The sequence below is a fragment of the Pseudomonas sp. HLG18 genome, assembly GCF_051903985.1.
Taxonomy (GTDB): domain Bacteria; phylum Pseudomonadota; class Gammaproteobacteria; order Pseudomonadales; family Pseudomonadaceae; genus Aquipseudomonas; species Aquipseudomonas fluorescens_BT.
Genome location: NZ_CP195831.1, coordinates 5922518 through 5943153 on the forward strand (window position 1 = coordinate 5922518; position 20636 = coordinate 5943153).

Here is a 20636-nt window from a genome sequence, read left to right on the forward strand (position 1 = left end):
AGAAGAAAACCCGGCTTCGGCCGGGTTTTACACATTCAAGGATTGATTGTGAGCACTACGTCCCGCAATGCCCGGCTGATCATCACGGCCCGGCTGATTTCCGATTTCGGCGCGTTCCTCAACATGGTTGCGCTGGCCACTTATGTCTATCTGCTGAGCAACAGCGCGATGAGCGTGGGGATTTTTCTCGCCAGTCGCGTGGGCGGCGGGATTTTCGCCAGCCTGCTCGGCACCGCGTTCTATCGCCGATGCAGCGGCCGCTTGCCGTTGATTGCCTTCGATCTGCTGCGCGCCGCTGTGCTCGGGCTGTTGCTGATCGTTCCGGTCAGTCAGCAGGCGTTGTTGCTGCCGCTGATTGCGTTCGGTCTGGGATTTGGCAACTCGATGTTCGCCATCGGTCTCAACAGTCAGTTGCCGCGATTGATCGAGTCGGCGCAGTTGCTCAAGACCAATGCCTGGATCACGTCCGCCTCGTCCATGGCGATGGTCGGCGGCAGTCTGGTGTCCGGGTTGCTGGTCGCGGGATTTGGTTTTGAAACGGTGTTTGCGCTGAACGCGGTGACCTACCTGCTGGCAGCGCTGTTGATCGTGCCGCTGCGGTTCAGTGCACCTGAGCCAGTGGTTGAATCCAGTGTTAAACAAGGTGAATGGTCGGCGTTGTTGCAAGGCCTGCGCAGCGTTCCGGTGGTGGCGGCGATGTTGGCGGTGACCATGGCCGACACCCTTGGCAGCGCTGCGCACAACGTCGGCTTCCCGATCATTTCCAGACTGCTCACGCCGGATTCAGCCAGCACCACGCTGGGCCTGATGCTCGCGGTGTGGGCCGCCGGCAAACTGCTCGGCGCGCGCATCGCCAGTCGCCTCAACGGCTCGGAAAACATCCATCTCGAGCGCCGCTATTTCGGCGGCGTGCTGCTGATGTCTTGCGGGTTCATCCTGATGTTCCAGCAGCACAGCGTCGTCGGTCTGTTGCTGTTTTCGCTGCCGGCCGGATTGGGTGACGGGTTCTCGGAAGTCGGCCTGATGTCGCGCTTGCAGCGGGAGCCGGAGCCCCTGCGCCTGCCGATTTTCAGTTTCCTGACGTTGTTGCAGATGACCGGGTTCGGCGTCGGCATGCTGATCGCCGCACCGTTCTATGCGTGGTGGGCGCCGGGTGCCGTGGTGCTGTTGTTCCACGGCATTCCCCTCGCCACAGTGCTGTCGATGAAACTCCTGCTGCTCAGGCGCGAGCGGGTTGCGCGCAGCAGCCCGACGCCAGTTCCTTGAGGATCGGGCAGTCCGGGCGGTGGTCGCCGTGGCAGTGTTCGACCAGATCCTGCAGGGTGTCGCGCAGTTCGCCGAGTTCGCGGATCTTCTGATTCAGCTCGTCGATGTGCTGGCGGGCCAAAGCCTTCACATCGGCGCTGGCGCGCTGGCGGTCCTGCCAGAGGGTCAGCAGCTTGCCGACTTCCTCCAGCGAAAAACCCAGGTCCCGCGAGCGCTTGATGAACGCCAGCGTATGCAGGTCGTCATCGCCGTAGATGCGATAGCCGCTGTCGGTGCGATGGGCAGCCTTGAGCAGGCCGATCGACTCGTAGTAACGGATCATCTTCGCGCTCAGGCCGCTGTGGCGGGCCGCTTGGCCGATGTTCATCGGTTGTCCTCCAGATCCTCGGGTTTCCAGGTCTTCAACAGTAGCGCATTGCTCACCACGCTGACGCTCGACAGGGCCATCGCCGCACCGGCCAGCACCGGATTGAGGAAGCCGAACGCCGCCAGCGGAATGCCGATCAGGTTGTAGACGAAGGCCCAGAACAGGTTCTGGCGGATCTTCGCGTAGGTCTTGCGGCTGATCTCCAGCGCGGCCGGCACCAGCCGTGGATCACCGCGCATCAGGGTGATGCCGGCGGCGTGCATGGCCACGTCGGTGCCGCCGCCCATGGCGATGCCGATATCGGCAGCGGCCAGTGCCGGAGCGTCGTTGATGCCGTCGCCGACCATGGCCACGACCCCGGTTTTTTTCAGTTCGGCGACGGTGGCGGCTTTGTCTGCCGGCAGCACTTCGGCGTGGACGTTTTCGATGCCCAGCGCTTCGGCGACGACGCGAGCGCTGCCTCGGTTGTCGCCGGTCAGCAGGTGGCTGTGGATATTTCGCGCCGCCAGTTGTTGCACCGCGTGCAGCGCGCCGGGCTTGAGGGTGTCGCCGAAGGCGAACAGACCGAGCACGCGGGGTTCGGGGCTCTGCTCAATCAACCAGGACAGTGTGCGACCTTCGGTTTCCCAGGCCTTGGCGGATTCGCTCAGGTTTCCGGCGTTAAGACCGCTTTCTTCCAGCAGGCGCCGGTTGCCCAGCGCCAGACGTCGACCGTCGAGATGGCCGGCGATGCCTCGGCCGGTCAGGGACTGACTGTCGCTGACATCCGGCACGCTCAGATGGCGTTCGGCACAGGCGTCCAGCACCGCTTTGGCCAGCGGATGTTCGCTGCCGCGTTGCAGCGCGCCGGCGGCTGTCAGCAGGGCGTTTTCGTCACCGTCGATCGCACTGAAATGCGCGATGCGCGGCGTGCCGGAGGTCAGGGTGCCGGTCTTGTCGAACACCACGGCGCTGACTTCATGGGCGCGCTCCAGTGCTTCGGCATCCTTGATCAGAATCCCGTGGCGCGCCGCCACGCCGGTGCCGGCCATGATCGCAGTGGGTGTTGCCAGGCCGAGGGCACAGGGGCAGGCGATCACCAGTACCGCGACGGCGTTGATCAACGCGGTTTCCAGTGGCGCGCCGTATAGCCACCAGCCGATCAGCGTGGCCAGGGCCAGCAGCAACACGGTCGGCACGAACACCTGACTGACTTTATCCACCAGTTTCTGGATCGGTGCCTTCGCCGCCTGGGCGTCTTCCACCAGACGGATGATCCGCGCCAGTACGCTTTCCGCACCGAGCGCCGTGGTGCTTACCAGCAAGCGGCCTTCGCCGTTGATCGCGCCGCCGGTGACCTTGTCGCCCGTCTGCTTGGGCACCGGCAGGCTCTCGCCGCTGATCAGTGCTTCGTCGGCGTGGCTCTGACCTTCCAGCACCTCGCCATCCACCGGGAAGCGCTCACCGGGTTTGACCAGTACAAGATCGCCGAGGCGCAGAGCACTGATGGCAACGTCCTGTTCGCGGCCATCGATGACTTGAATCGCCCGCTCCGGCCGCAACGCCTCCAGGGCGCGGATGGCGCTGGCGGTCTGGCGTTTGGCGCGGCTTTCCAGATATTTGCCGAGCAGCACCAGCGCGATGACCACCGCCGAGGCCTCGAAATACAGATGCGGCATGCGCCCGGCGGCGGTCGCCCATTCATAGAGACTCAGTCCGTAACCGGCGCTGGTGCCCAGCGCTACCAGCAAGTCCATGTTGCCGGCCCCGGCGCGTACGGCTTTCCACGCGGCCACATAAAACCGTGCGCCGAAAATGAATTGCACCGGAGTGGCGAGGGCAAATTGCACCCAGGCCGGCAGCATCCAGTGAATGCCGAATGGTTGCAGCAGCATCGGCAGCACCAGCGGCAAGGCGAGGGCGATGGCGCAGATCAAGGCCCAACGCTCGTGGTTCAGGCGTTGCTGATGATTGTCGGTCTGGTGTTCAAGTTCGAAGAGGCTGGCCGAATAGCCGGCCTTGCTCACGGCGGCGATCAGGGTTTGCGGGTCGACCGCGCCAAGCAGCTCAAGATGAGCGCGTTCATTGGCGAGGTTGACGCTGACACTTTTTACCCCCGGGACTTTGTTCAGCGCGCGTTCGACGCGGCCGACGCAGGAAGCGCAAGTCATGCCGTCGATGTTCAATTCCACCGTTTGCTGCGGCACGCTGTAACCGGCGCGTTCGACCGCCTCCATCAGTGCCGGCAGGCTGTCGCTGGGTGCCAGTACGCGGGCCTGTTCGGTGGCGAGGTTGACGCTGACGGCGCTGGCGCCGCTGACTTTGCTCAAGGCGCGCTCGACGCGGCCGGCGCAACTGGCGCAGGTCATGCCGCTGATGGGCAGATCGAACGTGATGGAATCGGACATCGGTCGTACTCCCTGTAGTGGATGCCTACAGGATCAACCTTGCCATGCTGGCAAGGTCAAGCGCCAAAAAAATGGGGGGAGCAAACCTGCTCCCCCCATTTTCGAAACGCTCAGTATTCGAGAGCGGCCGGCCGCAGGTACAACCCTTTGGCGTTTGCCGCGATCCGGTACTTCACCACATCCCCGGCCTTGAGCGAGATTTCCTGCGCCGGCGGTGCCAGCATGCCCGACTGGCAACCCGGCACCTGGCCCGGTTCCAACTTCAGACGAAGGGAGAACGTGCCGTGGGGCAGGTTGAACGAGGTGGACTGCTCCTGAAGGAGTCGCCCGGCGAACTGATCCTGGATGTACACGCCGATCTCGCAGGAGGTCGGCACTTCCAGACGCTCGCGGGAGATGATCAGAACGGCGTAATCCTCGCCGGTTGCGTTGGCCTGGGGCAGGCAGGCAAAAAGGCTGAGTACGCCAAACAGGCTGAAAGCTGACCAGCGCATGGCTGAATCTCCTGAATTCATGTCATTGATGCACGCAGCTTGGCCGAGCGCGGCGCCGATTGCCAGCCCGGCAGTTGTTTGCAGAACTTGACCTTGCCATCGTGGCAAGCTCGACACTGCCGGCAACCTCACTCAAAGGAGTCATTCCATGCAAGTGTTCACTGTTGAAGGCATGTCCTGCGGTCACTGTGTCAAAGCCGTCACCCAGGCGGTGCAGAGCAAAGATCCGACCGCCAGCGTGCGGGTCGATCTGGCAGCGAAGGAAGTCGGTGTCGAAAGTGCGCTGAGTGCCGAGCAGGTCATCGAAGCGATCAGCGAAGAAGGATATGCGATCAAACTCGCCTGATCTTTTTAATAGTTAGCGAGCTACCGGAATGTTCAAGGCGTCCTCGCGCGGCTAGACTGTCGGGCTGCACACTCAACCCGATTGTCTGCCCGACCTGGACGCCTGATGAACTTCCGTACCCTCTTGATTCTCGGTGCCCTGACCGCTTTCGGTCCGTTGGCGATCGACTTCTATCTACCCGCTTTTCCCACCATGGCGCTGGCGTTCGGTACCGACGAGAAAGACGTTCAGCTGACGCTGTCGGCTTACTTCTTCGGCCTGTCCATCGGCCAACTGGCTTACGGCCCGGTGGCGGACCGCTTCGGCCGGCGGATTCCGTTGCTCATTGGCCTGACGCTGTTCACGCTGGCGTCAGTGGCCTGCGCCTATGCACCGAATCTGGAGTGGCTGATCGGAGCGCGGCTCGTGCAGGCGCTGGGTGGTTGTGCGGGGATGGTGATTGCCCGGGCGGTGGTCAGCGACAAGTGCGACGCGGTGGGTTCGGCGAAAGTCTTCTCGCAGCTGATGCTGGTGATGGGGCTGGCACCGATTCTGGCGCCGATGCTCGGCGGTCTGCTGGTCAACACCACGGGCTGGCAGTCGATCTTCCTGGTGCTGACGGCGTTCAGTGCCCTCGCCGGGCTGGCGGTGGCGCTCGGCCTGCCGGAAAGTCTGCCGGCGCATGTTCCGCGTCAGCCGTTGTCCGGTGCCCTGCGTCAGTACGGTCGATTGCTGACCGACCCGGTCTACATGGGCCATGCCCTGACTGGCGGTATCGCCATCGCCGGGATGTTTGCCTACATTGCCGGCTCGCCTTTCATTTTCATCAAGTTGTATGGCGTACCGGCCGAGCATTTCGGCTGGCTGTTCGGCACCAACGCGGCAGGGTTCATTCTGGTGGCCCAGGTCAATGCGCGACTGTTGGCCAAACGTGGTCCGGCCTTCCTGCTGTCGCGGGCAGTCTGGGTTTACCTGGGCGCCGGGCTGACGCTGCTCGCGGTCAGCGCCTTGCACACCGAAGCCCTGTGGCCACTGCTGATTCCGTTGTTCGTCTGCGTGGCCAGCCTTGGTTGCATCAGCCCCAATGCGGCGGCGTGTGCGATGAACGGGCAGGGCGGTCGCGCTGGCAGTGCTTCCGCCTTGCTAGGCAGTATGCAATTCAGCGTCGCCGCCGGGGCTTCGGCGCTGGTGGGAATTCTGCACGATGGCACCGCCGTGCCGATGGCCATGGTCATCAGCCTGTGCGGTCTGTTGGTCGTCTGCGCGGCGACGCTCACCCGACGCATGCAGAATGCCCGGGCGCTGGCAAAGGCGCAGGCTGAAATCCAGTAACGAAAGCCTCAGCCGACAGCGCGTTGCTGGCCGGGATCGGGAATCTGATGGGGCGCGTGCAGACGCGCTTCGAGGGTGCGAGTGAAGGCGCGAGCTTCGGCCTCACTGCGGAAGGTCACGGCGTGCTGGTCAAGGCGAACTTGCCATTGGGACTTTGCCACTTCTTTTATCAGGATCTTCATTGCTGACCTCCCGTACGTAAAAGATTGCCTCGCAGAGGTTTCGATTGTAGACCTGAATACGATCGCAATTGTGACAAGGCTCAAGCATCTGACTGACGGCAAAAAACACCGCAGCCCCGAGCCAGCCACATCCGGCGCTGACGAAGACTGCGGTTTTTCGAGTTTTAGAAACCTTCTAAAACAATTTTTCCCTTGGCTTTGCCACTTTCGAGCAGTTCATGGGCGCGGCGCAGGTTGCTCGCGTTAATCGTGCCGAAATGCTCGCCAACGGTGGTTTTCAGCGTTCCGCTGTCGATCAGCGCGGCCACGCGGTTGAGCAGTTTGTGCTGCTCGATCATGTCCGCGGTTTCGAACAGCGAGCGGGTGTACATGAACTCCCAGTGCAGCGACAGGCTCTTGCGCTTGAGCTTGGTCACGTCCAGCGCTTTCGGATCGTCGATCAAAGCCAGTTTGCCTTGCGGCGCCAGGACCTCGACCAGTTGGTCCAGATGCTGGTCGGTCTGGGTCAGGCTGGCGACGTGAGTCACGTGGTCGATGCCGGTGCGCTTCAGTTCTTCGCTCAACGGCTGGCTGTGATCGATCACCCGGTCGGCGCCCAGCGCGGTCACCCAGTCGCGGGTTTGTGGGCGAGAAGCGGTGCCGATCACGTTGAGCCCGGTCAGTTGGCTGGCCAGTTGAGTGAGGATCGAACCCACGCCGCCAGCCGCGCCGACGATCAGCAGACTCTGACCTTCGTCGGTATTGCCTTCACGGATCTGCAGGCGCTCGAACAACAGCTCCCACGCGGTGATAGCGGTCAGCGGCAGGGCGGCGGCTTCGGCGAAGCCGAGGGTTTTCGGCATGTGGCCGACGATCCGCTCATCCACCACGTGCAGTTCACTGTTGCCACCGGCCCGGGCGATGGAGCCGGCGTAAAAAACCTTGTCGCCGGCCTTGAACAGCGTCACTTCACTTCCGACCGACTTCACCACGCCGGCGACGTCCCAGCCCAACACCTTGGCCGAGCCACCTTCAGGTGCGACGTTCTGGCGAACCTTGGTGTCGACCGGGTTGACCGAAATGGCTTTGACTTCCACCAACAGATCGCGCGGGCCGGCAACCGGCTCCGGCAGTTCGATGTCTTGCAGGGCTTTTTCGTCGCTGATCGGCAGGGACGCGTAATAGGCGATGGCTTTCATGGAGAACTCCGAAAGTGAATGTCAGGAAGGATTCAGGCGATGGCGCGCAGACGCTTGAGTTCGAAATGCTCGAGGAACCCGGCGGCCTGCGCCCGGAAATGCTGGATATGCGCGCTGGCGTCATGGGCCTGGAGGGCTTCGTCGCTGGCCCACTGTTCGATCATGTAAAAAGCCAGCGGGTTGGCCAGATCCTGGTGCAGGTCATATTGGCCGCAACCGGCTTCCGCGCGGGTCGGCTCGATCAGTGCGCGCAGGTGCTGTTCGAGAGCGTCCTGCTGACCCGGTCTGGCGATCAGGGTGGCGATGGCGGTGAAGGGTTGGGACATGGTCGGCTCCGAAAGGGGATGAATTCGATGGGAGGCATGATTGGCTATTTCTGTACGAGATAAAACCGGCTAAAAGAGCAGTCTCTTTCAATATTTTTTTGATAATCGAGGCTGATGATGTTGCGGTTCGATGACTTGCAGTTATTTGTCCGGGCGGCGGACCTGGGCAGTCTGTCGGCGGCGGCACGGGTGATGGACATGTCCGCCGCCGTGGCCAGCGCGGCGCTCAAGCGCATCGAGCAACAGCTCGGCGCACGATTGCTGGCGCGCTCGACCCGCAGTCTGCGGTTGACCTCCGAGGGCGAGGGCTTTCTCGAATATGCCCGGGCGGCGTTGAGCAATCTGGATGAAGGACGCCGCTTGTTGGCCAGCGGGCAGGATCAGGTGAGCGGGATCCTGCAACTGTCGGCGCCCTCGGATTTCGGCCGCAACCTGCTGCTGCCGTGGCTCGACGAGTTTCAGCGTGAACATCCGAGGCTGACGGTGCGTCTGTTGCTGGGCGACCGCATTGCTGACCTGTTTCGTCAGCCCGTGGACATCGCCCTTCGTTATGGCGAACCGGAAGATTCCAGCCTGGTGGCGCTGCCCATTGCGGCAAACAACCGGCGAGTTCTGTGCGCCTCCCCTGGCTACCTGGCGAAACACGGTGAACCGACACAACTGGAACAGCTCGCGCAGCACAATTGCCTGCTGTACATGCTGGGCAGCCGGGTGCATGACCATTGGAGCTTTCACGATGGCAAGCGCGAAGTCGGCCTGACCGTCAGTGGTGATCGCTTCAGCGATGACGCCGACGTGGTGCGTCTGTGGGCGGTTGCGGGAGCGGGTATCGCCTACAAGTCGTGGCTGGATGTGGCCGACGATGTGCTCGCCGGACGCTTGAAAGTGCTGTTGCCAGGTTTGCTCTGCGAACGGGCTCCGCTGAATCTGCTGTGCGCCCATCGCGCTCAATTGAGTAAGCCGGTGAACCTGTTGAGGGAGATGCTCGCCAGTCGTTGCGCCGAATTGAGTAGCCGATTTCCCGTTTTTCCGCAGGTTGATCATTAGTCGCAGGTAAATAGCGAAATTTCTGTCAGGAACAATCACCAGCCGCACCCGCTCCAGCGCAGGACGCCGCTATCAACCCGCTTATACTAGCGTCCGCCTGAAGCCTGCACCGGCGCGCTGGCACAGGCACGATCAGATCGTCACTGACCGGTGGCGGTGGTGGCTGCGCCAAATGCAGCGAATGCCGGTGGCCGGGGTTGTTGCCTTGCCTTTTGCTCAGGGCATTTTGCGCGGTTTGGCCGACGACTGATTACGGGTCAAGATGTCTGCGGGCAGTAGACGATACGATTCAACAGGGAGTGAATACATGGAACATGCACCTTGCATCAGCCAGATCGCCACGTTGCTGGCCGATCCCAAACGCAGCGCAATGATGTGGGCGCTGATGGATGGCTCGGCCCGGCAGACCGAGGAACTGGCGCTGCTGGCAGGGCTTTCGCCCTCGTCGGCCAGCGCACATCTGGGGCGCTTGTCCGCTGGCGGTCTGTTGAAGGTCGAGGTCCGTGGGCGCAAACGTTTCTTCCGCCTCGCCGCTCCCGAAGTCGGCGCGGCGATCGAGGCACTGGCCAGTGCCTCGATCGCCAGCGCTCCGCAGAAAATTCCCGACGTGTTCAAGCGCTCGACACCGATTGCCAGACCACAGGCCGCCCCGTCTTCCCTGCTGCGTGCGCGTTTTTGTGATGACCATCTGGGCGGTACGCTGGCGGCCGACCTGTATCAACGCCTGCTCGATGCCGGGTGGATCGAACAGCTTGAACACCGTGTGGTCGTCACCCACAAGGGGGCGACGCAACTGGCCAGTCGCGGGGTCTTCATCCAGGCACTGGCTCATCGCAATGTCCAGGTGGCCTGCGCTTGCCCGGACTGGAGCGAGCGTCGGCCGCACATGGGCGGCTCGCTGGGCGCGGCGTTGCTGCAGCTGTTCATGCAGTCTGGCTGGTTGATGCTGCCCAACGATTCCCGCGCCTTGCAGTTGACGGCGGCGGGGCAGCGGGAGATTCACCGGTTTGCCCGGGAAACCGAGCTGGAAATGGCGTTGTAGAGCACTCGTTGTCATTGTCCTGATGACTGGCGTCGCCCACGACTGCTATCAGGTCGCATCTGGCACAAACGCCTGACGTCTATCGCGCACACTCGATCTGCGGACATTTCGGATAGAGGAGGTGGCATGGACACGGCAAGCTACAGCGCGGCCGATCGACTGGAACGGCTGCCGGTGAGCGGTTATCACCGGATCATTTTCATCATCATCGCCCTGGCGTTTTTCTTCGACTCCATGGATCTGGCGATGATGACCTTCCTGCTTGGCTCGATCAAAACCGAGTTCGGCCTGAGCAGCGCCGAAGCCGGGTTGCTCGCCAGTTCGAGCTTTTTCGGCATGGTGCTGGGGGCGTCGCTCTCCGGGCTGCTGGCCGATCGTTTCGGGCGCAAACCGGTGTTTCAGTGGAGCATTGTGTTGTGGGGGCTGGCCAGTTACCTGTGTTCCACGGCGCAAACGGTCGAGAGTCTGACGCTGTTCCGCATCTTGCTGGGAGTCGGCATGGGCATGGAGTTTCCGATCGCCCAGTCGATGCTGTCGGAGCTGATCCCCGCGCAACGTCGCGGGCGATACATCGCTTTGATGGACGGTTTCTGGCCGCTGGGCTTTGTCGCTGCCGGGGTGCTGTCGTACTTCCTGCTGCCACTGATTGGCTGGCGCGACATCTTTCTGGTGCTGGCGGTGCCGGCGGTGTTTGTGCTGGCGATCCGCTTTTTCATTCCCGAGTCGCCGCGCTGGCTGGAACAGGCGGGCAAGCACGAAGCGGCGGACAAGGTGTTGTGCGCGATCGAGGACCGGGTACGGAAGTCGCTGGGCGGGGTCGCGTTGCCGGAGCCGGTTCGCCTGCCTCGGATGATCACGCCTCCGGGCAACTTCCTGTCGGCCCTTGGGCAGATCTGGTCGCCGCTGTACCGACAGCGCACCATGATGATCTGGAGCCTGTGGTTCTTCGCGCTGCTCGGGTTCTACGGCCTGACCTCCTGGCTCAGCGCGTTGCTGCAACAGTCGGGGTTCGCGGTGACCCAGTCGGTGTATTACACGGTGCTGATTTCCCTCGGCGGGATTCCCGGCTTCCTGATGGCGGCCTGGCTGGTGGAGCGCTGGGGACGCAAGCCGGTGTGCATCGTCACGTTGCTCGGCGGCGGGGTGATGGCGTTTCTGTACGGCCAGAGCGCGGTGTTTGGCGGCAACGTGGCGCTGCTGATCGGTACGGGTCTGTTGATGCAGTTTTTCCTGTTCGGCATGTGGGCGGTGCTCTACACCTACACGCCGGAGTTGTACCCGACATCGGCGCGGGCGACGGGCTCGGGGTTCGCTTCGGCCATCGGGCGCGTGGGCTCGCTGCTCGGGCCGTTGGTTACCGGTCTGGTGTTTCCGATCACCGGGCAGGGCGGCGTATTTGCGTTGGGGGCGTTGTGCTTTGCGGTGGCGGCGGGGGTGGTGTGGCTGTTCGGGATGGAAACCCGGGGCAAGACGCTGGAAGAGTTGACCGAAGCGGTTGTGCGCTGACACCTGAAAAGCCGTTCGAACACGGGCGTGTTCGAACGGCTTTGTGCTGTTACGGTTTTACCAACCGTGCATCCAGGCTGTTCTGCGCCAGGCGCTTGGCCTGATCCTGAGTCATGCCCAGGTGAGTGTGCAGCGCATGGAAGTTCTCGGTGACATAACCGCCGAAGTACGCCGGGTCATCGGAGTTCACCGTGACCTTCACGCCGCGCTCGAGCATGTCGAGGATGTTGTGCTGCGACATGTGATCGAACACGCAGAGTTTGGTGTTCGACAGCGGGCACACGGTCAGCGGGATCTGCTCATCGATGATCCGCTGCATCAGGCGCTCGTCTTCGATGGCGCGCACGCCATGGTCGATGCGCTGGATTTTCAGCAGGTCGATGGCTTCCCAGATGTACTCCGGCGGGCCTTCCTCACCGGCGTGAGCGACGGTCAGGAAGCCTTCGTGACGGGCACGATCGAACACGCGCTGGAACTTGCTCGGCGGGTGACCCATCTCGGAACTGTCCAGGCCCACCGCGACGAACGCATCACGGAACGGCAGCGCCTGGTCGAGGGTTTTCTGCGCTTCGTCTTCGCTGAGGTGGCGCAGGAAACTCAGGATCAAACCGCTGGTGATACCCAGTTGCTGTTCGCCATCTTTCAGCGCGGCGGCGATGCCGTTGAGCACCACTTCGAACGGGATACCACGGTCAGTGTGAGTCTGCGGGTCGAAGAACGGCTCGGTGTGAATCACGTTCTGCTCTTTGCAGCGCAGCAGATAGGCCCAGGTCAGGTCGTAGAAGTCCTGGGAGGTGCGCAGCACGTCGGCGCCCTGGTAATACAGGTCGAGGAATTCCTGCAGGTTGTTGAAAGCGTAAGCCTTGCGCAGGGTTTCGACATCGCTCCACGGCAGGGCGATCTTGTTGCGTTCGGCCAGGGCGAACAGCAGCTCGGGCTCCAGCGAGCCTTCCAGATGCAGGTGCAGTTCAGCCTTGGGCAGGGCGTTGAGCCAGTCGTACATATTCTTTTCTCATCAGGTGCAATGACGGCATTCTACAGATGCGCGCCGAAACAATTGGCAAAACCTGACCAACCGATCCATCACACCGCTTCCTGTTCCCGCCGATAGGCGTAGGTATCGGCAAAGCGCGACAGCAGGAATTCGGCGCAGGTGGTGGTCGGATATTTCGCCGGATGCTGTGCGTCCTGGCAACCGGGCAGACACTCGATGCGTGTGTCCGGGTGCGGCTCGGCGAAAAACGGCATCGAATAGCGATCCACGCCCAGCGGGCTGATGACCCGGTGCGGGGTCGAGCGATAACGGTCATTGCTCCAGCGCGCCATCATGTCGCCGAGGTTGACCACGAAGGTACCGTCGATGGGCGGTGCGTCGATCCACTGGCCTTTGACGTTTTTCACCTGCAAACCGCCAGCGGTGTCCTGATACAACAGCGTGATGCAGCCGTAATCGGTGTGCGCGCCGGCGCCTTGCTGTTCGGCGGAACTGGCGGTGTGGCGCGGCGGGTAATGAATCATCCGCAGCACGCTGACCGGCTCATTGAAGCGTTTGTCGAAGAAATCGCGCTCGATGCCCAGTGCCAGGGTCATGGCCCGCAACAGGGTTTGCGCCAGGGCCTGCATGTCGCGGTAGTGCTGTTCCATCAGCGCTTCCCAGCCGGGAATGGCCGGGTGACGATTGGGGCCGCGCAAGGGTTTTTCCGCCAGCACCTCCGGATGGTCGGCCGGCAGGTGCAGGCCCATGTCGAAGGTTTCCTTGAGATCGCTGGGTTTGTCCGGGTCGAGCTGTTCGGTGGCGATGGCGCCGTAGCCGCGGTGATGGACGGTCCGGGTAATGTCGATCTTGAGTTTTTCCGCTGCCGGCAATTCGAAGAAGTGCCGGGCGTGATCGAGCAGGGATTCGATGCGCTGCGCAGAAATCGGATGGCCCTTGATATAGAAGAAGCCCCATTCGCGGCAGGCGTGGTCGATCTGTTCGGCGACGGCGGGCCAGGCGTTCTGGTCGTCGGAGTAGAGCGCAGAGATGTCGATGATCGGAAGGCTGTTCATGCACAATCCTTGGAGTCATGTGAGATCCAGTGTGGGAGCCAGCCTGCTGGCGATGAGGCCAGAACGGTATCGACTGAAAGTGCGCTATCGCCAGCAGGCTGGCTCCCACAGGGTTTTATGGCGGGCAGGCGTTATTTCGGCATCTCGGCCTTCATGCCTTCGACGTAGTAATTCATCGACGCCAGTTCCGCGTTGGTGGCGCTGACCCCCGCCGGGATTTTCTCGACCCCGGCCTGATCCTTGATCGGCCCGGTGAATGGTTGCAGGGCACCGCTCTTGATATCGGCGATGATCTGCTCGGCTTCGGCCTTCACCGGTGCCGGCACCAGATCACTGATCGGCAGTTCGACTGTGCCTTCTTTCAACCCGCCCCAGTAATCCTGGGATTTCCAGTTGTGGTCGATCACGCTCTGGGTTGCCTGAATGTAGTGCGGCGCCCAGTCGTTGACGATCGAAGTCAGCACCGCTTTCGGACCGAAGTGCGCCATGTCCGAAGCGTAGCCCACGGCGTAAACACCTCGCCGTTCGGCGGCCTGGATCGGTGCCGGGCTGTCGGTGTGCTGGAACACCACGTCCACGCCCTGGTCGATCAGCGCGTTGGCGGCGTCGGCTTCCTTGCCCGGATCGAACCACGAGTTGACCCACACCACTTTGATTTCCGTGCCGGGGTTGTACTTGTTCAGGGCCAGTTGAATGGCGTTGATGTCGCGGATCACTTCCGGGATCGGGAACGAGGCGACGTAGCCGATCTTTTTGCTCTTGGTCATCTTCGCCGCGAGGAAACCACCGACGTAACGGCCCTCGTAGGTACGCGCGAGATAGGTGCCGAGGTTCTTGTCCTGCTTGTAGCCGGTGGCGTGCTCGAAGGTCACCTTGGGAAACTGCTTGGCGACTTTCACCGTCGGGTTCATGTAGCCGAAAGAGGTGGTGAAGATCAGGTCGTAATTGTCCTTGGCCATGTTGCGGATCACCCGCTCGGCGTCGGCGCCTTCGGCGACGTTTTCCACGTAGTTGGTGGTGATCTGTGTGCCGAGTTTTTCCGCCAGTGCCTTGCGCCCCTGTTCATGCTGATACGTCCAGCCGTGGTCGCCGATGGGGCCGATGTAGACGAAGCCGACTTTCAGTGGATCGGCGGCACTGGCGCTCAGGCTGAGGCCAAGGCCCATGGCGATGCACAGCAGTGTTTGCAGTGGACGTTTTTGCATGAACGCGAACTCCCTTTTGTTGTGTGTGGGGAGAGCAATGCAAAAGGCTGACCAAGCGGACAACAATCTGGCTTGAAACCGAGGCGCGCCCATCGCGGGCAAGCCCGCTCCCACAAAAACGCCGCGATCCCTGTGGGAGCGGGCTTGCTCGCGAAGAGGCCGTAAAGGCCAATAAAAGTGCATGTCCGTACAAGGACGCCATCGACTGGTGCGCTAAGGTGTAACGAACCATTAGCGCCGCCCCGCAGTCAGTAGCTCATTCGACCTCAGCGCCCGAAGGCCCGCCATGCTCACGATCCTCAAGCAAGAAAGCTTTCTGCTGCTGGCCCTGATCGCGGCCCTCGTCGCGTATTCGATGGAGCACTGGTTGCTGCACAGCGGCCAGGTAGCGGCCAGGTCGTCGCCCTGACAGCAGGGCTGGTGTTGATCGCCTTCATCGTTGCCGCCTCGATGCGCGTCGCCCATCAGGCCGAACTGCTCGCGGAAAAAGTCGGCGACCCTTACGGCACGATGATCCTGACCCTCGCCGCCGTGCTGGTGGAAGTGGTGATCCTGGCGATCATGATGCGCAACGAAGCCTCGGCCACACTGGTGCGCGACACGATCTACTCGGAGGTGATTTTCTAGACACACTCCTCTTTGGTGTCAAAGCCCTTAGGCTTTGACCTGCTCCTGCTCCTGCTCCTGCTCCTGCTCCTGATATGGAAGCTTAAGGATGTGTATTTGATTGGGAGTGCTCTTGCCTATTCCTTCCTGACACACCTCTATCTATGGCATACCTCGGAAGCCCGGAGATTTTCCTCGGCCAGATTCTGTGCCTCTGCCTGAGGTCTAAGGATAACCTGCTGTGCGGGGAGCATTCATGCCGCGAGTTCATACAATATCTGCGACACGCGGCTACCTGTCAGGCATTTGGCTGGGCGGAAAGAAATGGCGTTACGTATGTGACGAACTCAGCATGAGGAGTGCGATGCTCATTCCACCTTGGAGGGTTAGAGGCCGGTCGATGGCGTAAGTCGCATGTCGTAATCATCAATCGTTCCTTGGCGCGTGAAACACCTACAAAGAAGCCGCAACGCTCCTCTTGTACTTTGCCCCAAAATGTCTGTGTTTCTACACCGATCATAATTACAGAGTGGAATTCCAATCCCTTACTTTTATGAATCGTCAGAAATCGGACTGCTTGATCGTTGGAGAACAGATCAAGTGCTTTGAGCAAATCCGGTTCTTGCTCGAGCAGTTTCTCAATTTGCTGTCTCGTGTTCTTGATAACCTCGTTCAATCTGGCTTTTGCTTCGTAGTCAGAAGAAAGGGTCGTCAGCACGGGTAGGCCGATGTTCTTCAGGAACTTCATAGTTAGCTCCCACCATCCTGAATAAGGCGCGTCAGATCGGGCCAATTTTTTCACTTCCTTGCGCTGGGCAAGATAGAGGCGCTCGAAGTTTCTCTGAAGCTCAGATTCACCGTCCTCGTTATTAAATGAAACCAGTTGCTCCATCAAATTGATCCACGCCTTCGGTTCTCTCTCCCGATACAGGCATGATAGGTAGTCAATGATTAGGCGAGCAGCGGGCTCATTAACCAGATCTTGAGACTCATGCTCGTTGCGATAGGGAATTCCTCTTGCTGCCAGTTGCTCCATGAGGGGGGTGCCATACAGGTCTATCTGCCTGGGGAAAAGAATCGCTATTTCTGGTAGGGGTATTTCCTCTACATCTATCCACCTCTGGATGATGTCGGCCAACGCGGCTGCTTCGCTGTGATTGTTATCGTAGTTTCGAGCGAGGAGTTCGCCTTCGTTTCCAATGATCAGGTCATCTGCCATCACCGCAGCAGGATCAAGGGTTCGAATGATCTCGTTCTGCATCCGCAAAAGCCGAGGCTTAGATCGGAAGTTTCGATATAGATTGAGTGGTCGGGCGTCGAAGTCCTTTGCGTAGTCTATAAATATGCCATCCAGTGCTCCGGCCCAGCCCATAATTTTCTGTTTGGTGTCACCGACGGCGGTCAATCGAATTGGCTTATTCATGAAGATAAGCTTCAGCAGTGCGTACTGCTCAGTAGTGCAGTCTTGGAACTCATCAAGGAACACATCGGCGTAGGTCTGACAAATTGCATTTCTTGCAACTACTGAATTGGTCAAGATCTTCGTTGCGAGAGGTATGAGCTGCGCGAACTTAATTTGTTTGCCTTGAATTGATTCGTCGCCTATGGAGTAGTTTGGCTCAAGAGAGTCCCCGCCCGTGAGCACGGGTCTAAACCTATCAATGATGCGCTTGGCGAAGCCGTGAAAGGTGTAGCTGTCGAAGCGTGCAGCCAGATCAAGCCCGCATCTGCGACGAATCCGTTCCTTGAGGTTTACGCTCGCATCGACCTTGAAGGAGATCGCCAGTATTCGCTTGGGGTAGCGACAGTTTCCGGTGCGTAGCAAAAAGTCTGCACGCTGCGCCAGAACCTCCGTTTTGCCTGCGCCTGGGCCTGCGGTAAGCGCGAGCGACTTTCCAAGCTCCCTCACTGCAAGAAGGGCGTTTGTTTCCAAGGTCAAGCCATCGGCGACTTTCCATACATCCGCGCTGATCATTCTGGGATGTCCTCCAGCGCCGCGATGATTGCGTCTGCTAAACGATCTAGCGATGGAGGAAGGCTTTTTAGCAGATCTTCGTCAGTCAGCTTCGCAAGGGCGGAGATGTGTGCTGCCGGTTTGCTACCTAGTTTGAACTTGGAGTGGTAGGTGCCAAAAAGTTGCTGTTCCGCTGCATTGTATTGGTCGGACTTATGATGACTCTTGCCTAGGACGGCCTTAACAGTTGATTCGTCCGGATCGCTTAGCGATACATCATATGCATCTGGGTAGGCCAGCAACATTGAGAAGTCCAAATCCATGGGCTCTGAGAAGAAAACTCCGCGCTTCTCTAGCTCGACAAATACGCTCACTTTTCCTTCTTCAAACCAATGGTGGGTTCGAACCGGAAGGTCATCATTCCACTTGGCTATATTCCAAGCGGGAAGCTTTTTCTCTGGAGCAAATTTTGCAAGTTGATTATTGACGTTGGTTACACGTCCCCACCCACCTTGATGTCGTGCAACGTCGAGATCAAGTAGGGTTACATAGGGCGTCTCCAGCGCGGATAGCAATCTCCAAAAATGGTTGACGTGACGACCGCCCAGTGGCGCGATGGTCACCGCCGACTCATCAACAGGCGCACCTTTCGCCTGAAGAATTCTCGGAAGAACAATTTCTTCGCTGTCTCCCTCACCCAGTACCACTAGCCGGGAAAAATAGACTTCCGGAAAGGCCTGTACAGCCTCTCGAACAAACTTATGAGCTTCATCTTCCTTGTCGGGTAGGGCTATAGAGGTAACTTTGGTGGCGCGGTTCGCAGCAAGGCGTAGATAGCGGATGTTCTCAGGATCCACGCGGCGGAGCATGGATGGAGCATGCGTGGCGATGATTGCCTGGGAGTCTGCCCCCCCTATTGAGCTATTGAGGGCGTTAACGATGCGCCCTAGGTAATGAGGTGAGAGGCTGTTTTCAGGTTCCTCCACTGCGATCAGCGTAAATGACGGTGGCTTCAGTTTGTCAGCGTCGAAAGAGACATCCTTACCGGTAAGGACTGCGCGCCCGATGGCGTGAGAGGACAAAACAAGTGACAGGTAAAGCATCGACTTCTGACCATCGCTGAGGCGAGAGAAGTCGACTAGATTTTCGTCATGCCCTGGTGAAAACGACACTGACATGTGTCTGAGAAGAGACTCAATCTCGGAAGTAACGAACGTGAGCTTTGGGTCGGTGAAGAAGGTGCCCTTGTGAAGCCGTTTCCACATGGCGTTCAGGCTTTCACTGAATGCACTTACCGATTGATTTCCGGACAAGCATTCGCTGATTTCGTCAGTGAGTCCTTTGATCCGCTCGCGGTCATCCTCCCAATTGACGGCTCGTAGCAAGCGTCCGAGCAGGGCATTAGCGCCGTAGGTTATGTGGTCGGCAGGGTCTCGTCTGGCGGGAAGGTAATGCATTTGAATGGTATTACGATGCGCCCGAGTGACTACTGCGGTCGACAGTGGGTTGGCGTCTTTATCAACATCAAGGACATACACTAGGTTCTCTTCAATGTCGCCATCGATCCCCATGGTTGCGCTCAATCGATATCTAACGCGCGGGATTCCTTCGGCTGTGTCCAATCGCATATGAGCGAAGTGCGGGGCCACGGTAGTGTTGTCCTCATCCTCCAGAAGCTCTGGAAATTCGAAATCCGCTTCCAGCCACAGACTGCGTTCCTCAGGCACCAAATCCTCATCAGCAGGTACATGGAAGTCAGATCGCTTGATCCGACGGAGGCTTGGATCAAAGGCAAACAACCTGCAAAGCGCTTGCAGGACTGCGGTCTTTCCAGAGCCATTGGGGCCGATAAGGTAGGTGACATCCTCAAACGTGATTACCGTAGGCCCATTGGCGAAGGACTGAAAATTACATAGCCGAATACTCTGCAGCTTCATTGCTCACCGCCCATCGTCCAGGATTTTGTTTGCCCCGTGTCTGCTGACCCGGTTCACGTCGCCGACAGCCGAACCGCTCGGATATAGGTGATTCAGAATAGGCGGTTTGATCCAGAAGATGGTAGTTGGCCAGCATTCAGTAACGATTATTTGGTTCGTTCTTGAATTTTCAGGTGCGGCTCGCTAGGTATTGATGAACGGCATGATGCGTCAATTGTCTAGAAAGGTGCTTTCCGTAATCCCATGGCGACAGGGCAATTCTGAGCCCATGGAGTGAAGGTATGCGGGGCATCAGCCTCGTTGTGCCTAAGGTAGGGAAAAAATAACAGCCCGGAAGGAGCCTTAGATGGCTGGCAGTAGCTTGTTCGCACTATTGGATGATATCGCCACACTGCTAGACGACATCTCCCTGATGAGCAAAGTCGCTGCAAAGAAATCGGCTAGTGTCCTGAGCGACGACCTTGCTGTGAATGCTGAGCAGGTTACCGGCATGAAAGCAGATCGAGAGCTACCGGTGGTATGGGCTGTATTTAAGGGGTCGTTGAGAAACAAAGCAATCCTGGTGCCTTGTGCGTTGGCGCTGAACGCACTGTTGCCTGCGGCGGTTCACTGGCTGCTCATGATTGGGGGAGCATATCTTTGTTATGAGGGCTTTGAGGCCATCAAGGACAAGCTCACGGCTAGTCGAGACGATGGCACAGGGCAATCAAAGAAAACGAAGCGTAAGACACCTGAAGAGCTGGCTGCTTATGAAAAGCGGAAGATTGCAGGGGCTGTACGAACGGACTTCATTCTGAGCGCCGAGATCATCGTAATCACCCTAAATATCGTTACTGATGCCCCGATGCTCCAACAGGTTTTGACGTTAGCGTTGATCGCGGTGGTCATGACAGTGGGCGTTTACGGATTGGTTGCGGGGATCGTCCGCTTGGATGATGCCGGCCTTATTCTCCAGAAGTCTAAAGCTACTGGTGCGTGGGGTTCGGTGGTGAGGACTGTCGGGGGATGGCTGCTGTCCGCTGCACCAAAGCTTATGAAAGCATTGTCCGGGATTGGAACTGTTGCGATGTTTCTGGTCGGCGGGGCGTTTATCACGGAGGGCATTGAGCCAATACGGCACTTTGCTGAGGGACTGGTGGAAGGGGTTGGGGCGTGGGAAACCGCCGCAAATCTAGGTATTCACTGCCTAGTAGGCGCGCTCGTCGGCATGGTTGCGGTACTTATCGTCAAAGGTATCACCACCATCTCTGGTAAAGCCTCAACGTAGTCTGTCGAAGCTGAGCAGGCGCACTCCCTCCCTGCTCACCTTCCTCAGAAATCCGAGGGGGGACGCAGATGAGCTTTAAAAAGCGCTCGCTATCATGTTCCGTAATTGGCGCATTAAGCCTAGAAAATAGGGCTGATGCGCCTTTTGGGGAACTTTAGCGTCCTCC

Annotated in this window: 18 protein-coding genes and 1 pseudogene; 8 read left to right on the top strand and 11 right to left on the bottom strand. The window is 59.6% G+C overall.

The window, feature by feature from the left end:
• The first annotated feature begins 48 nt into the window (after positions 1-48).
• Entirely contained in the window at positions 49-1266 is a 1218-nt protein-coding gene (locus ACSPX5_RS27120) for an MFS transporter (protein ID WP_439820601.1), read from the top strand.
• Here the strand turns inward: ACSPX5_RS27120 and cueR are convergent.
• The 3 genes from cueR to ACSPX5_RS27135 form a co-directional block, all read right to left on the bottom strand.
• A complete protein-coding gene (cueR, locus tag ACSPX5_RS27125) occupies positions 1220-1633 on the bottom strand; it encodes a Cu(I)-responsive transcriptional regulator (RefSeq protein ID WP_011332302.1) in 414 nt (137 codons plus the stop codon). The genes ACSPX5_RS27120 and cueR overlap by 47 nt on opposite strands.
• Positions 1630-4020 carry a heavy metal translocating P-type ATPase gene (locus tag ACSPX5_RS27130; protein WP_439820602.1) on the bottom strand — a complete coding sequence of 797 codons (2391 nt, stop codon included), beginning with the start codon at positions 4018-4020 and terminating at the stop codon, positions 1630-1632. Before ACSPX5_RS27130 ends, cueR begins: the two co-directional genes overlap by 4 nt.
• 110 nt (positions 4021-4130) lie before the next feature.
• A complete protein-coding gene (locus ACSPX5_RS27135; RefSeq protein WP_439820603.1) occupies positions 4131-4514 on the bottom strand; it encodes a hypothetical protein in 384 nt (127 codons plus the stop codon).
• A 148-nt stretch (positions 4515-4662) separates the two neighbouring features.
• Between ACSPX5_RS27135 and ACSPX5_RS27140 the strand changes: the two genes are divergently transcribed.
• Positions 4663-4860 (top strand): heavy-metal-associated domain-containing protein, encoded by a 198-nt coding sequence (locus tag ACSPX5_RS27140; RefSeq protein WP_085700947.1) that lies wholly within the window; start codon positions 4663-4665, stop codon positions 4858-4860.
• Between the two features lie 105 nt (positions 4861-4965).
• Positions 4966-6171, top strand: a complete 1206-nt coding sequence (locus tag ACSPX5_RS27145; protein ID WP_169428717.1) for a multidrug effflux MFS transporter — start codon at positions 4966-4968, stop codon at positions 6169-6171.
• 8 nt (positions 6172-6179) lie between these two features.
• Here the strand turns inward: ACSPX5_RS27145 and ACSPX5_RS27150 are convergent, their stop codons facing one another.
• From ACSPX5_RS27150 to ACSPX5_RS27160, 3 genes are all read right to left on the bottom strand, one after another.
• Positions 6180-6353, bottom strand: a complete 174-nt coding sequence (locus ACSPX5_RS27150; protein ID WP_169428718.1) for a hypothetical protein — start codon at positions 6351-6353, stop codon at positions 6180-6182.
• Positions 6354-6517: 164 nt separating this feature from the next.
• A complete protein-coding gene (locus tag ACSPX5_RS27155) occupies positions 6518-7531 on the bottom strand; it encodes a zinc-binding alcohol dehydrogenase family protein (protein ID WP_207868290.1) in 1014 nt (337 codons plus the stop codon).
• A 32-nt stretch (positions 7532-7563) separates the two neighbouring features.
• The gene (locus ACSPX5_RS27160; protein WP_169428720.1) at positions 7564-7857 is read right to left on the bottom strand and encodes a putative quinol monooxygenase; all 294 of its coding nucleotides are present in this window, start codon (positions 7855-7857) and stop codon (positions 7564-7566) included.
• A 117-nt stretch (positions 7858-7974) separates the two neighbouring features.
• Between ACSPX5_RS27160 and ACSPX5_RS27165 the strand changes: the two genes are divergently transcribed.
• The 3 genes from ACSPX5_RS27165 (at position 7975) to ACSPX5_RS27175 (ending at position 11452) form a co-directional block, all read left to right on the top strand.
• Positions 7975-8904, top strand: coding sequence for a LysR family transcriptional regulator (locus tag ACSPX5_RS27165; RefSeq protein ID WP_169428721.1), 930 nt, complete (start codon positions 7975-7977; stop codon positions 8902-8904).
• Between the two features lie 307 nt (positions 8905-9211).
• Positions 9212-9946: an ArsR/SmtB family transcription factor gene (locus ACSPX5_RS27170; RefSeq protein WP_169428722.1), complete on the top strand. Its 735-nt coding sequence runs from the start codon at positions 9212-9214 to the stop codon at positions 9944-9946.
• A gap of 126 nt (positions 9947-10072) precedes the next feature.
• On the top strand, positions 10073-11452 hold the full coding sequence (locus ACSPX5_RS27175; RefSeq protein WP_169428723.1) for an MFS transporter: 1380 nt from the start codon (positions 10073-10075) through the stop codon (positions 11450-11452).
• 49 nt (positions 11453-11501) lie between these two features.
• Here the strand turns inward: ACSPX5_RS27175 and ACSPX5_RS27180 are convergent, their stop codons facing one another.
• The 3 genes from ACSPX5_RS27180 to ACSPX5_RS27190 form a co-directional block, all read right to left on the bottom strand.
• A complete protein-coding gene (locus ACSPX5_RS27180; RefSeq protein ID WP_007958502.1) occupies positions 11502-12455 on the bottom strand; it encodes an adenosine deaminase in 954 nt (317 codons plus the stop codon).
• An 80-nt stretch (positions 12456-12535) separates the two neighbouring features.
• Positions 12536-13501, bottom strand: a complete 966-nt coding sequence (locus tag ACSPX5_RS27185; protein WP_439820604.1) for an isopenicillin N synthase family dioxygenase — start codon at positions 13499-13501, stop codon at positions 12536-12538.
• A gap of 131 nt (positions 13502-13632) precedes the next feature.
• A complete protein-coding gene (locus tag ACSPX5_RS27190) occupies positions 13633-14706 on the bottom strand; it encodes a BMP family ABC transporter substrate-binding protein (protein ID WP_064593279.1) in 1074 nt (357 codons plus the stop codon).
• A 286-nt stretch (positions 14707-14992) separates the two neighbouring features.
• Between ACSPX5_RS27190 and ACSPX5_RS27195 the strand changes: the two are divergent.
• Positions 14993-15327, top strand: a pseudogene (locus ACSPX5_RS27195) (calcium:proton antiporter); the annotation flags it as partial.
• A gap of 283 nt (positions 15328-15610) precedes the next feature.
• Here the strand turns inward: ACSPX5_RS27195 and ACSPX5_RS27200 are convergent.
• Positions 15611-17287, bottom strand: a complete 1677-nt coding sequence (locus tag ACSPX5_RS27200; protein WP_439820605.1) for a UvrD-helicase domain-containing protein — start codon at positions 17285-17287, stop codon at positions 15611-15613.
• Positions 17284-19203 (bottom strand): ATP-dependent nuclease, encoded by a 1920-nt coding sequence (locus ACSPX5_RS27205; RefSeq protein ID WP_439820606.1) that lies wholly within the window; start codon positions 19201-19203, stop codon positions 17284-17286. The genes ACSPX5_RS27200 and ACSPX5_RS27205 overlap by 4 nt, the downstream gene beginning before the upstream one ends.
• A gap of 346 nt (positions 19204-19549) precedes the next feature.
• Here ACSPX5_RS27205 and ACSPX5_RS27210 point away from each other — a divergent pair, with 346 nt between their 5' ends.
• Positions 19550-20470 (top strand): DUF808 domain-containing protein, encoded by a 921-nt coding sequence (locus tag ACSPX5_RS27210; protein ID WP_439820607.1) that lies wholly within the window; start codon positions 19550-19552, stop codon positions 20468-20470.
• The last annotated feature ends 166 nt before the right edge of the window (positions 20471-20636 follow it).